Below are 12,441 nucleotides of genomic sequence, written 5' to 3' on the forward strand. Positions count from 1 at the left end.
GCGACAGCACCGGCGTCCCCTCAGTAGGCTCCCGGACATGCGGATCTCCGTCTCCTCGGACATGGACGAACCCGTGGCCCGCGCCCTCGTCTCGGAGCTGCGCGGCCGCGGGCACGACGTCGTGACCCACGGCGCGCTGCGCCCCGGCGACGACCCGCAGTGGGCGGTGTGTTCGGAGGCGGCGGCGCGGGACGTGTCGGCCGGGATCTCGGAGCAGGCCGTGGTGTGCTGCTGGACCGGCACGGGCGCGTCCATCGCCGCCAACAAGGTGCCCGGTGTGCGGGCCGCCCTGTGCGCCGACGCCTACACCGCCGACGGTGCCCGCCGCTGGAACGACGCGAACGTCCTCGCCCTCAGCCTGCGTCTGACCTCCGAGCCGCTGCTCAAGGAGATCCTGGACGCCTGGTTCGGCGCGGAGCCCAGCCCGGACGTCGAGGACCGCCGCAACGTGGAGCACATCGCCGGCCTCGACACGGGCCGCACCGCTCCCTAGAAGCACCCCCGCCCCGGAAGCACCCCGAGCCCCTTAAGGACGCATCCGCTCGGCCGTATGGGCCGGTCGGCCCGGTCGGGTACCCGGTGGACCGGAGAGAGTGGGGAGGTACGGACCGGCACGCACCCGCGCGCGACCCCGATCCGGAAGGGAACCCGTGATGCCCGTCGAACCGCAGCAGTCCTCCGCCCGGCTGTCCGACGACGAGCTCAGGACACTGCACGCCCACTGGCGCGCGGCGAACTACCTGTCCGTCGGCCAGATCCACCTCATGGCCAACCCGCTGCTCACCGAGCCGCTGCGCCCCGAGCACGTCAAACCGCGACTGCTCGGCCACTGGGGCACCTCACCGGGCCTCAACCTCGTGTACACCCACCTCAACCGGGTGATCCGGGGCCGTGATCTGAACGCCCTGTGCGTGTGGGGCCCCGGGCACGGCGGCCCGGCGGTGGTCGCCAACTCCTGGCTGGAGGGCTCGTACACCGAGACCTACCCCGACGTCACCCGGGACGGGCCCGGCATGGCGAGGCTGTTCCGGCAGTTCTCCTTCCCCGGCGGCATCCCCAGCCATGTCGCCCCCGAGACGCCCGGCTCGATCCATGAGGGCGGCGAGCTCGGCTACTCCCTCTCCCACGCCTACGGCGCCGCGCTGGACAACCCGGACCTGCTGGTCGCCTGTGTGATCGGTGACGGCGAGGCGGAGACCGGGCCGCTGGCCGCCTCCTGGCACTCCAACAAGTTGCTCGACCCCGTGCACGACGGCGCGGTCCTGCCGATCCTGCACCTCAACGGCTACAAGATCGCCAACCCGACCGTGCTGGCCCGCATCCCCGAGCCGGAACTCGACGAACTGCTGCGCGGCTACGGCCACGACCCCATCCATGTCACCGGCGACGAACCGTACGCCGTCCACCGCGCGATGGCCCAGGCCATGGACACCGCGCTGGACCGCATCGCCGCCCTGCAACGCGCCGCCCGTGTGGAGGGCGCCGGGGAGCGGCCGCGCTGGCCCGTCATCGTGCTGCGCACCCCCAAGGGCTGGACCGGGCCCGCCCATGTCGACCGGCTGCCCGTGGAGGGCACCTGGCGCGCCCACCAGGTCCCGCTGTCCGCCGTCCGGGACAACCCCGACCACCTGCGCCAGCTGGAGGCCTGGCTGCGCTCCTACCGGCCCGAGGAACTCTTCGACGCCCACGGCGCCCCCCGCCTCGACGTCCTCGCCTGCGTCCCCGACGGCACCCGCCGCCTCGGCGCCACCCCGCACGCCAACGGCGGACTCCTCCTGCGTGAACTGCCCCTGCCCGGCCTCGACTCCTACGCCGTCCCGGTCGACAAGCCCGGCACGACCCTGCACGAACCCACCCGCGTCCTGGGCCAGTTGCTCGAGGACGTCATGCGGTCCACCGCCGGGCGCCGGGACTTCCGGCTGGTCGGCCCCGACGAGACCGCCTCCAACCGCCTCCAGGCCGTCTACGGCGCGAGCGGCAAGGCCTGGCAGGCGCAGACCCTCCAGGTCGACGAACACCTCGACCGGCACGGCCGGGTGATGGAGATCCTCTCCGAACACACCTGCCAGGGCTGGCTGGAAGGCTATCTCCTGACGGGCCGTCACGGTCTGTTCTCCTGCTACGAGGCGTTCGTGCACATCGTCGACTCGATGGTCAACCAGCACATCAAATGGCTGCGGGTGACCCGGCGGCTGCCCTGGCGCGCCTCCATCGCCTCCCTCAACTACCTGCTCACCTCGCACGTATGGCGCCAGGACCACAACGGCTTCTCCCACCAGGACCCCGGTTTCGTCGACCACATCCTCAACAAGAGCCCCGAAGCCGTACGGGTGTACCTGCCGCCGGACGCCAACACCCTGCTGTCGGTCGCGGACCACGCCCTGCGCAGCCGCGACTACGTCAACGTCATCGTGGCCGGGAAGCAGCCCTGCTTCGACTGGCTGTCCATGGACGCCGCCCGGGTCCACTGCGCACGGGGCGCCGGCATCTGGGACTGGGCCGGCACCGAGAACGGCAGCCGCGAGCCCGACGTCGTCCTCGCCTGCGCGGGGGACGTCCCGACCCAGGAGGTGCTGGCCGCCGCCCAGTTGCTCCGCCGCAACCTGCCCGAACTCGCGGTCCGTGTCGTCAACGTCGTCGACATCGCCCGCCTCATGCCGAGCGAGGAACACCCGCACGGCATGAGCGACTTCGCGTACGACGGACTGTTCACCGCCGACAGACCGGTGATCTTCGCCTACCACGGCTACCCGTGGCTGATCCACCGGCTCGCCTACCGCCGCGCCGGTCACGGCAATCTTCATGTGCGCGGCTACAAGGAGATCGGCACCACCACCACGCCGTTCGACATGGTCGTCCGCAACGACCTCGACCGCTACCGCCTCGTCATGGACGTCATCGACCGGGTCCCCGGGCTCGCGGTGCGCGCGGCGGCCGTACGGCAGCGGATGGAGGACGCGCGGCTGCGCCACCATGACTGGATCCGGGTCCACGGCACCGACCTTCCCGAGGTCGCGGACTGGTCCTGGGACGGCTGAGACGGCAGGTCACGGGCGGCCTGGCAGGGCGCACACACGGGGGCGGACGGCGCAGGGCGAGGGGCAGGAGGACGGCGCGCGTGCGCCCTGGCACGGCGCCTCGCCCGGTGCTTACAGTGGTCGGCCAGCCCTGCACGCGGATCCGGCGGGGCGACATCCCCGTGGTCCCGGCCGGGCGTCCGCCCGGCTCCCCGGTTCGGCTCCCGCACACCGGCGCGGCTCCCAGGGCGACCGGCGCGAGGACCGCCCGCGCGACAGGCACCATCCGTGACACCGCTCGTACCGCGCGCACGAGGGCACCCGCGGCGCGAGCGCGCGTCGACATCACTGGAGGCCGCTGTGTCCCGACCGAGCATCGCCCTGATCGCCGATCCCACCTCGTCCGAAGGCTGCCGGGAGTACCTCGCCGACGCGGTGGAACTGCTCACCGGCGCACCGCCCGTCCGGATCGACTCCCGGCACTTCGCGACCGGCGGCCGTGGCCGTGGCGTCCGCGACGGCGGCCGGTTACGGCTCCAGGTCCCCGAGGAGCGGCTGGACTTCGTCCCCGACGTCGTCCTGCTCTACGAGATCCCCCCGCACCGCCGGCGGGACCTCGCCGCCTTTCAGGAACTCCTTCAGACCCACGACGTGGTGACGCTGGGCACCGGAGCCGAGGCCTGGCGGACGGCGACGGAGAAGAACCTCACCGTCGCCCGCTTCCACCGGGACGGTGTCGCCCAGATGGAGACCGTGGTCCTGTCCCGGCCCTCCGTCTGGGAGGCGGCCGACGTGTTCGACCGGCTCGGTGGCGACACCTGGGCCCGGCCCGTCGTCGGCACCGGCGGCGACGACACCTTCCACGTCACCACCCCCGACCTGCTGGAGTACGCCACCGCCTACTACGCCGAACACGGCACCGACTGGATGCTCTCCCGTGACGCGGGCAACATCACCGCCGACGGCCTGCGCCACCAGTTCCGGGTCTTCGTCCTCGGCGGGCAGGTCGTACACGCCCGCGAGCACCTCCAGCCGGAACCCGACACCCCCTGCAACACCTGCCGGGGCGCCACCCCCGTCCACATCGACCCGCCCGACCTGTCGCCGCGCCTGACCGAGCTGGCCGTCGCCGCCACGGCCTCGGTCGGGCTGCCGTTCGCCGGCGTCGACCTGGCGATCGAGAACGGCGGGGTCGTCTTCGAGGTCAACGTCCAGCCCGCGTTCGTCGACGGACAGGTCGAGGTGGAGAAGGTGGCCGTGCCGTACGTCCAGGCCCATCTGGACGCCTTCGAACTGGCCCGCGGCGGCCCGTCCCGGGGGCTCACAGCCTCAGCGTGAACCAGGTGGTCTTGCCCTCGTCCGTCGGCCGCACCCCCCAGCCGGCGGCGAGGGCCCGGACCAGGATCAGACCCCGCCCCGACTCCTCCTCCTCGGCCGCCAGCCGGGGCTGGGGCAGCTGCGGGCTGCGGTCGCTGACCTCGACGGTGAGATCGGTGGCCGTGCGGTGCAGATGCAGCCCGATCGGACCCTCGGCGTGCAGGACGGCGTTGGTCAGCGTCTCCGACAGCAGCAGCAACGCGTCGTCGGCGCGGGCCGCGCAGTTCCACGAGGCCAGCGTCCGGCGCAGGAAGGAACGGCCCTGCGGCACGGACACCGGATCCGCCGCCAGATCGGTGGTGACCGCCGCCAGCGGTGCCTCCGGAAGCCGGGCGAACAGCAGGGTCACATCGTCGTTGTGGCTGTCGGCGTCCGGCAGCAGACCCGCCAGCACCTGGTCGGCGGCGGCCTCCAGCGACGGCGTACCGGAGAACAGGCCCTCCAGCAGGACGGTGAGTTCATCGATCCTGAACTCGATGTCGCTGCCGGGCGTCTCCACCAGCCCGTCCGTGTACAGCACCAGCGTGGCGCCCGGCGGTATCTCGGTGCTGGACTGCTCGTAGAGCACGTCGCCCACCCCGAGCGGCGCGTTCACCGGGCAGGGCAGCGCGGTGATGCCGTCGCCCACCCCCGCCACCAGCACCGGCAGATGGCCCGCCGAACACACGGTGACCGTGCCCGCGTCCGGGGCGATGACCAGGTAGCAGCAGGTGACCAGCTGATCGGGGACGTCGAGATCGGCGACGCAGGTGTCCAGCGCCCGCATCAGCTGACGCGGCTGCATCCCGGTCTTCGCCAGCGCGTGCGCGGCCGATCGCAACTGGCCCATCACGGCGGCCGCTTCGAGCCCACGGCCCATCACGTCACCGATCAGCACGCCCACCCGGTCGGCGCCCAGCGGGATCAGGTCGAACCAGTCGCCGCCCACTCCGGCACCCTGGGTGGCCGGCCGGTAGCGGCTCGCCGTGTCCAGCCCCGGCAGGGCGGGCGGCGTGCCCATCAGACTGCGTTGCAGCGTCAGCGCGATGTGCCGCTGCTGCTCGAGGAGTGCCGTGAGTTCGGCCTCGGCCCGCTTGCGGTCGCTGATGTCCCGCACGATCGCGCACGCCCCGACCACCTTGCCGTGCGTGTCCCGGGTCGGCCACAGCGTCACGTCCACGTCCAGCAGCGTTCCCGTGCTGGTCAGCCGTAGGGTCTCGAAGTGCTCGACCTTCTCGCCGTGCCGCAGCCGCTTCAGCAGCGAGCGGACCTCGCCCCGCAGCTCCTGCGGTGCCAGCAGCGAGACATGACGCCCTATCACCTCCTCGGCCGTGTAGCCGTACAGTCGTTGCGCGGCCGCGTTCCAGTAGGTGATGTACCCGTCGAGGGTCTTCGCGAGGATCGCGTCCTGCGAGGACTCCACCAGCGCGGCGAGCTCGTTGATCCGGGCCTCGGCCGCCTTGCGGTCGCTGACGTCCCGCACGGCCGCCGACACCAGCAGCCCGTCGGCCGTCTCCAGCGGACTGAGGCTGATCTCCACGGGGAACTCGGTGCCGTCCTTGCGCAGCCCGTGCAGCTCCAGCCCGGCGCCCATCGGCCGCACCTGACGGTTGGCCGTGTAGGCGCCCCGGTGCCCGGTGTGCTGGTCGCGGAAGCGGTCCGGGATGAGCAACTCCACCGGATGGCCGAGGAGTTCCTCGCGGCCGTAGCCGAACAGCGCCTCCGTCTGTGCGTTGACCAACCGGATGGCGCCCCGGTCGTCGACGATGACCATGGCGTCCGGCGCGGCCTCCAGCAGACCGCGGAAGCGCTCCTCGGCCCCGCTCGGGGCCCCGTCCGGTATGGGCGCACCACAGCCGCACCGTTTCTGCTGTGCCCTGCCCGAACGCAGCACGGGATCTGCCTGCATCACGTCGGCCATCTTCCACCTCACCCTGCGCGACGGTTCAGGCCACTACAGCGCCTTTCGGCCGCCTCCGCCCCGGGAAGTCGTTTACTGTCCGTTCACTGTCCGAACCTGAACGCGACGTCACGGGATGGCCGCGTGATGGCGAACGCAGTTCTGCGCAGCGGGCGGGACCCGCCGTACGCTCGTCCCGTGCCCTCGCCCCGTCGGCCCGACCCGGGCCCCGCCTCCGCCGTCACCGAACTCACCGGGAGGGCCGTCCACCGGATGCGCCCGCTGTCCGGGACGCTCTGGGAGGCCGTACTCGACGACGGGCGCACGGTGATGGTCAAACGGGGCGACCGGCGCGACGCCGTACGGGCCGAGGCCGCCGGGCTGCGCTGGCTGGCCGCGGCGGACACCGTACGGGTGCCCGGCGTCCTCGGGGACGACGAGCGGTGGCTGGTGACCGAGCGGGTGGCGACCGGGGCGCCGGGCGCGGAGCCCGCCGTACGGTTCGGCCGGGACCTCGCCGCGCTGCACGCCGCGGGCGCCCCCGGCTTCGGCGCGCCCCCGCCGGGCGGCCCCGAGGAGGCGTGCATCGGACTCGCCCCCCTGCGCAACACCGTCGGCGAGGACTGGCCGCGCTGGTTCGCCGAGCACCGGGTGCTGCCCTATCTGCGCGCCGCGGTCGACGCCGGCACGGTGCGCCCCGCCGAGGCGGCCGACGTCGAACGCCTCTGCGCGCGGCTGCCCGGGCTGGCCGGGCCCGCCGAGCCGCCCGCCCGGCTCCACGGCGACCTGTGGAACGGCAACGTCCTGTGGGGCGCCGACGGCGACGTCCGGATCATCGACCCGGCCGCGCACGGCGGACACCGCGAGACCGACCTCGCGATGCTCGCCCTGTTCGGCTGCCCGTACCTGCGGCAGGTCCTTCAGGGGTACGAGCAGGTCGCCCCACTCGCCGAGGGGTGGGCCGGACGTGTCGGCGTGCACCAGCTCTTCCCGCTGCTGGTGCACGCCGTGCTGTTCGGGAGGCCGTACGCCGAGCAGGCGCTCGCGGTGGCCCGGACAGCCCTGTGACCCGTCCTCCGGTGACTCAGTGGGCGCCCAGTCCGCCTCCGCCGAACGAGCCGCTGCTGCCCTTGCTCCAGCGGGGCCTGGTCTTGTCCGAGCTCGGCCGGGTCTGGAGGTTGGTCAGCTCATAGGGGGTGAGGGGGCGTTCGCCCTTGGCGACGTGGGGCACCTCCTGGGACTCGCGGTTCTCGCGGATCTCGTGCACCGCGCCCTCCGGCGGAAGGTGCGGCTGATCCTCGGGACGCGGCCTCGGCGACTCGCGCGCCTTCACCCGCGCGCCGAACCAGAAGCTGCCGGCCAGCAGCGCCAGAACGACGACCGCGACCAGGAACAGCACCAGGCTGATCAGGCCGCTCGCGGCGGCCAACTGCTCGCTTGCAGTACTCATATCGCCTCAATACCCCAGGAACGGGGCGCAAATCCCGCACCGCCCCACCCATTACTCAGCGTCGGCAAACCGGCACACAGGGCGTCCGGCTGCGCGGGCCTGCGCGCTGCGGGCGAGCCTGCTGGATCCGGAGGGGACGGAACGGCCGCGGCTCCCGCGCCGCAAGGCCGTCATGCGCGCGGAGGTGTGCGACGCGTCCTGCCGGGTGCCCATCGAGGACACCCGCCTGGACGAGGCGGGCCTGCGCGTCCGGCTGGAGTGGTGCCGGACCGTCTGCCCGGAGACCGCGCACGCCTTCGGAAACCAGCGGAATCGACCGGGGCCGCCGGGCGCCGCGGAGACCGCCGAGGTCTGCCGCTCCTGCGCCCGGACCCGCACGGACTTCCCGGCCACGCCGCACTGAGCGCCGCTACGCGAGCGCCGCGCGTGCCTCCTCCAGGATCCGCCGCATGACCGGCACGGGCAGCCCCGGATGCCGGGCCGCCGTCTCCGCGGTGGCCAGGTCCCGCAGCAGCCCCACCAGGGTGCGGGCGGGCAGCTCCGGGTGCCGGGCCGCCGCCGCGCGGACGGTGTCGTACGGGTCGCTGAGCAGCCGTACCGCGGAAGCGGCCGACAGCCGGGGGTCGTCCGCCGCCCGCGCCCGCACCTCGTCGCTCACGTCCCGGCCGAACCGCTCCACCAGCTCGGGCGTCGAGTCCGGGTCGTCCAGCGCCAGCCGTCGCATCCGGGGGCTGGGGTCGTCGGCGTACCGGAGCAGGTCGCGGCGAGGGAAGTTCGGGTGGCTGTGCGGCCGGTTCGGGTGGCTGAAACTGCCGGTCCACCACCGCCACACCGACAGCAGCAGCTCGGCGGGCGCGTCCTCGCACGACTCGGCGAGGAAGAGGTGGACGATCCGGTCCTCGTCCCGGGCCAGCCGCTCGACGACGTCCGGCGGGAGATGACGGGCGCGGGCGACGCCCCGGCGTACGACGGGGTGCGCCGAGGCGGCGAGGCGGCGCATGGCGTCGGGGTCGCCGTGCAGCGCCGCGACCCAGTCGAGATCGCGGGACATGCTCCTCGGTTCGAAGGGGAAGTCGATCCGGGCGCGTTCCTCCTCGCTGAGACGGGGGTGCACCGACGCCTGGAACCGGACGTCGCCGTCGTGATCCTCACCGAGGACCAGGACCAGGTCGGTTTCCAGGAACGGGTTGCGTGCGAGGCTGCGGCGTCGCGCCGGGTCCTCGTCCCGCGTAACCCGTTCGGCGAGGTCGCGTGCCAGTCGGCAGCCCTCCACCATGCGCGCCTGAACACCTGGCTCCGCCGCCTCGAACACGGACCGGGGCACCGGATGGTCCTCGTGATGCCGCAGCAGGGCAGCGGTGCGGACGCTGCCGTCGTCGTCGTGCAGCAGACCCTCGCGCGTCCGCTCGTCCAGATGGGGCCAGGCCGGCCCACAGGCGGCGGCCCGCACACAGGCGTGGGAGTCCGCCGACAGGGCGGCCAGGACCGGAACAGGCAGCCCGGGCAGCTGCGCCAGCTCCTCGCGGACGGCGAAGGAGGGGTCGGTGACGAGCTGCTCGCACACGGCGGACGGAAGCCCCTTGTGCCGGGCCGTCCAGATCAGGTAGGCCCGGTACCGGGCCTCGGTCTCGGCGACGATCAGGCGACCCAGCTGCTCCGCAGTGAGGTTCCGCTGGTACTCGGCGAACCGCGCCCGTACGCTCGGGTCCTCGTGGGCCATCGCCGCCTCGACCACCGCGGCCGACTGGCGATAGTACGGCAGTGCGCCGGACAGGCCCAGCAGCTCGATCCGCAGGTCGTCGGGGACGCCGGGGTTGCCGCCGAGGCTCTCCGCCCACAGCAGCCAGAACTTCCTCGATGCCCCCGCGAGCAGCGACTCCCAGGCCTCCTCCCGCTGTCGCGGCGTCTCCTCGGCGGCTCTCAGCGCCTCCGCCTCGACGCGCTCCGCGATCCGGTCCACCACCGTGATCCGGACGCCGTCCGCATCGGCGGTCACCCCGAGCAGCGTGTCCCCGCCGACCGCCATGGCGACGAACTCCGCCTGCCCGTCCGGTGCCGGGCGCAGCCCGCCCGTGAGATCCCATCCGGGCGTCAGCCGCACCCGCGCCCAGTGCCGGGGCCCGCTGCCGGGGCGTGGCCCGTCGATCTCGACGAGGAACAGGCCGTCGCCCTCGAAGAAGCCGTTCTCCGCCGCGAGACGGTGCCACCGCGCATCGACCTCCGCGAGCCGGTCTCCCGGCAGGGTGACCAGTGGCGCGGTCTCCCCGGAGGTGACCCGGCGCCAGGCCTCACGGGGTGGCAGCGGTCCCTCGGAGTACCAGGGATCCGCGATCTCGAGCCCCGCCCGCTCCAGCCGCGCACTCATTCCGTCAACCGTCATGGGACGACATCCTCCCCGCAACCTCTCGCTTCCCGCGCCGCCATTCCCAATTACTGGAACACGTTCTACCGTGTGCGCCGTCAGGACACCGGCCTGGGGAAGCCTGGAGGCGCCGTGCACCTCGACCACACGCCCGAGCAGCAGCGACTGCGCACCGAACTGCGCGCCTACTTCGCCGAGTTGGTGCCGGACAACGCCTACGCCCGGCACGCCGACCCGGTCGGCGCGAAACGCTTCTACCGCAAGACCATCCGCCGCCTCGGCTCGGACGGCTGGCTCGGCGTCGGCTGGCCCAAGGAGTACGGCGGCCGGGGCCTGACCCCGATCGAGCAGTTCGTGTTCTTCGACGAGGCGGCCCAGGCCGGCGTACCGCTGCCGCTGATGGCCCTCAACACCGTCGGCCCGACGATCATGCGGTACGGCACCGACGAGCAGAAGGCGTACTTCCTGCCGAAGATCCTCTCCGGCGAGATCGACTTCGCCATCGGCTACAGCGAGCCCGACGCCGGCACCGACCTCGCCTCCCTCAAGACGCGCGCCGTCCGGGAGGGGGAGGAGTACGTCGTCAACGGCCAGAAGATCTGGACGACCAACGGCGACACCGCCGACTGGGTCTGGCTGGCGACCCGCACCGACCCCGGGGCCCCGCCCCACAAGGGCATCACCATGCTCCTGGTGCCGACCACCGACCCCGGCTACTCCTGCACCGTCATCCGCACCCTCGCCTCGCACGACACCACCGCCAGCTACTACGAGAACGTCCGCGTCCCCGTCACCCACCGGGTCGGCGCCGAGAACCAGGGCTGGCGGCTCATCACCAACCAGCTCAACCACGAGCGCGTGACCCTGGCCGCGCACGGCACCATGGCGATCCGCGCCCTGCACGACGTCCAGCGCTGGGCCACCGAGACCAAGCTCGCCGACGGCCGCCGGGTCGTCGACCTGCCCTGGGTCCGCCGCCGCCTCGCCCAGACCCACGTCAGGCTCGACGCCCTCAAACTCCTCAACTGGCAGATGGTCGGCGCCCTCCAGAACGGCACCCTCACCCCGCAGGACGCCTCCGCCGTCAAGGTCTACGGCTCCGAGGCCCGCCGGGACGCCTACGCCTGGCTCCTGGAGATCGTCGCGGCCCCCGGCGCACTCCAGGAGGGCTCGGCGGGAGCCGTGCTGCACGGCGAGCTGGAACGCGGCTACCGCTCCGCCGTGATCTTCACCTTCGGCGGCGGCAACAACGAGATCCAGCGGGAGATCATCTCCTGGATCGGCCTGGGGATGCCGAGGGTGCGGCGTTAGCCTGCTGTGACGAGGATTTTTAGTTGGCACAAAAGAGGGATAGTTGGCACCAAGATCACGACATTCTCAAAGGTGACGGCGCATCACGTCAATGCACTCGGCTCGAGCGGCGTTTGATCGGTCCCGCGGATACGGCACCCCGAGGTTCATGCCGCTGTCCGTGGTGATCGGCGGCTGATCCCAGGCGAGGCTCATCTGTGCCCCGGCCTCCGCCCTGGCCGTGGCCACAAGCGTCGCGTAGGGGCCCGCGACCGCCGACGCCTCGATCTGGAGCCACGCCTGGTGGAATGCCAGCCGGGCCAGAAGGCCGCTGACCTCGTCGGTGAGCTGTTGTCGTACGGTGGAGGAGGATTTGGGGCGTCGTCGTATGCGGTACGGCATTTCCAGGTACTCCTCGACCGCTGTCAGGGCTTCCGCGAAGGTCCTGGCCCGACGTTCTTTGCGTACGGCCCGTTGGTTGAGGGCGTACGTCACGAAGGCGCCGCAGAGGGCGATGAAGGGGACGATCAGTGCGGCGGTCTGGGCCCAGGTCCAGCCGCCGTCCGTCGTTTGTGCCGCCGCGATGACCGCCACGCACCACCCTCCGGCATGCCGTGAGGCGCATCCTCTACGAGCCACTGGCCGCCCTGCTCACCGCCGGTGAGCCGCCAGTAGTGTTCGAGGAACAAGTGTGTGCGGACTATCTCGATGAGGTCCAGTAGCCCTTTCGAACTCGTCCAGCGTCGCTCTTCCGGGTCGAGCGGGTACCAGAGGCAGAGGGCGTCGTCGAACCTGTATCGGTGCTTCGACGGGACTCCGGGCTTGGCGTGCACGCGGGGGAAGTCCTCGGGCCGCTGGCCGTAGAGGGGGTAGGGCGGGTTCGAGTGGAAGCGGATCCGGACGTCGATGGGGTCGGGTTCGCCTATGACGTCGAGGCTGGCGAGTTCGTACAGCAACGACCCTTGGTCGTAGGTGTGTTGGAGCGCGTCGCCGAAGTGTTGGCGGGCGTCCCGTTCGAGCGGGGCCCACCATGACGGCTGGACCCCGTACCAAAGGGGCATGGCGG

At 72.3% G+C, this 12,441-nt stretch carries 11 protein-coding genes; 6 read left to right on the forward strand and 5 right to left on the reverse strand.

The features are described 5' to 3' along the window. The first annotated feature begins 37 nt into the window (after nucleotides 1-37). The 3 genes from AQJ64_RS23020 (at nucleotide 38) to AQJ64_RS23030 (ending at nucleotide 4,355) form a co-directional block, all read left to right on the forward strand. Entirely contained in the window at nucleotides 38-493 is a 456-nt protein-coding gene (locus AQJ64_RS23020) for an RpiB/LacA/LacB family sugar-phosphate isomerase (RefSeq protein WP_055632743.1), read from the forward strand. Nucleotides 494-653: 160 nt separating this feature from the next. Beyond that, the gene (locus tag AQJ64_RS23025; protein WP_055632744.1) at nucleotides 654-3,038 is read left to right on the forward strand and encodes a phosphoketolase family protein; all 2,385 of its coding nucleotides are present in this window, start codon (nucleotides 654-656) and stop codon (nucleotides 3,036-3,038) included. Nucleotides 3,039-3,377: 339 nt separating this feature from the next. Next, on the forward strand, nucleotides 3,378-4,355 hold the full coding sequence (locus AQJ64_RS23030) for an ATP-grasp domain-containing protein (protein WP_055632745.1): 978 nt from the start codon (nucleotides 3,378-3,380) through the stop codon (nucleotides 4,353-4,355). Here AQJ64_RS23030 and AQJ64_RS46280 read toward each other — a convergent pair. Then, the gene (locus AQJ64_RS46280) at nucleotides 4,339-6,294 is read right to left on the reverse strand and encodes a PAS domain S-box protein (RefSeq protein WP_079061885.1); all 1,956 of its coding nucleotides are present in this window, start codon (nucleotides 6,292-6,294) and stop codon (nucleotides 4,339-4,341) included. The genes AQJ64_RS23030 and AQJ64_RS46280 overlap by 17 nt on opposite strands. Nucleotides 6,295-6,546: 252 nt before the next feature. Between AQJ64_RS46280 and AQJ64_RS23040 the strand changes: the two genes are divergently transcribed. Beyond that, on the forward strand, nucleotides 6,547-7,341 hold the full coding sequence (locus tag AQJ64_RS23040; protein ID WP_055632782.1) for a fructosamine kinase family protein: 795 nt from the start codon (nucleotides 6,547-6,549) through the stop codon (nucleotides 7,339-7,341). A 16-nt stretch (nucleotides 7,342-7,357) separates the two neighbouring features. On the opposite strand, the gene AQJ64_RS23045 is transcribed toward AQJ64_RS23040, so the two are convergent. Continuing rightward, a complete protein-coding gene (locus AQJ64_RS23045; protein ID WP_055632746.1) occupies nucleotides 7,358-7,723 on the reverse strand; it encodes a DUF6479 family protein in 366 nt (121 codons plus the stop codon). Between the two features lie 106 nt (nucleotides 7,724-7,829). On the opposite strand from AQJ64_RS23045, the gene AQJ64_RS23050 reads away from it, so the two are divergent. After that, nucleotides 7,830-8,126 carry a four-helix bundle copper-binding protein gene (locus AQJ64_RS23050; RefSeq protein ID WP_478078896.1) on the forward strand — a complete coding sequence of 99 codons (297 nt, stop codon included), beginning with the start codon at nucleotides 7,830-7,832 and terminating at the stop codon, nucleotides 8,124-8,126. Between the two features lie 6 nt (nucleotides 8,127-8,132). Here the strand turns inward: AQJ64_RS23050 and AQJ64_RS23055 are convergent, their stop codons facing one another. Beyond that, nucleotides 8,133-10,103, reverse strand: coding sequence for a hypothetical protein (locus AQJ64_RS23055; RefSeq protein ID WP_055632748.1), 1,971 nt, complete (start codon nucleotides 10,101-10,103; stop codon nucleotides 8,133-8,135). A 114-nt stretch (nucleotides 10,104-10,217) separates the two neighbouring features. On the opposite strand from AQJ64_RS23055, the gene AQJ64_RS23060 reads away from it, so the two are divergent. Further along, complete coding sequence (locus tag AQJ64_RS23060; protein WP_055632749.1) at nucleotides 10,218-11,396, forward strand: acyl-CoA dehydrogenase family protein; 1,179 nt, start codon at nucleotides 10,218-10,220, stop codon at nucleotides 11,394-11,396. Between the two features lie 66 nt (nucleotides 11,397-11,462). Here the strand turns inward: AQJ64_RS23060 and AQJ64_RS23065 are convergent, their stop codons facing one another. Then, complete coding sequence (locus tag AQJ64_RS23065) at nucleotides 11,463-11,969, reverse strand: hypothetical protein (RefSeq protein ID WP_240512533.1); 507 nt, start codon at nucleotides 11,967-11,969, stop codon at nucleotides 11,463-11,465. After that, nucleotides 11,903-12,331, reverse strand: coding sequence for a hypothetical protein (locus AQJ64_RS23070; RefSeq protein ID WP_055632783.1), 429 nt, complete (start codon nucleotides 12,329-12,331; stop codon nucleotides 11,903-11,905). Before AQJ64_RS23070 ends, AQJ64_RS23065 begins: the two co-directional genes overlap by 67 nt. Nucleotides 12,332-12,441: the final 110 nt, after the last annotated feature.

It is taken from the genome of Streptomyces griseoruber (genome assembly GCF_001514205.1).
Lineage (GTDB): Bacteria > Actinomycetota > Actinomycetes > Streptomycetales > Streptomycetaceae > Streptomyces > Streptomyces griseoruber.

Bases quoted from the DNA above. Each gene is read 5' to 3' on its own strand.
- AQJ64_RS23020 (WP_055632743.1), top strand. From the start codon at position 38: ATGCGGATCTCCGTCTCCTCGGACATGGACGAACCCGTGGCCCGCGCC.
- AQJ64_RS23025 (WP_055632744.1), top strand. From the start codon at position 654: ATGCCCGTCGAACCGCAGCAGTCCTCCGCCCGGCTGTCCGACGACGAG.
- AQJ64_RS46280 (WP_079061885.1), bottom strand. From the start codon at position 6,294: ATGGCCGACGTGATGCAGGCAGATCCCGTGCTGCGTTCGGGCAGGGCA.
- AQJ64_RS23040 (WP_055632782.1), top strand. From the start codon at position 6,547: ATGCGCCCGCTGTCCGGGACGCTCTGGGAGGCCGTACTCGACGACGGG.
- AQJ64_RS23045 (WP_055632746.1), bottom strand. From the start codon at position 7,723: ATGAGTACTGCAAGCGAGCAGTTGGCCGCCGCGAGCGGCCTGATCAGC.
- AQJ64_RS23055 (WP_055632748.1), bottom strand. From the start codon at position 10,103: ATGACGGTTGACGGAATGAGTGCGCGGCTGGAGCGGGCGGGGCTCGAG.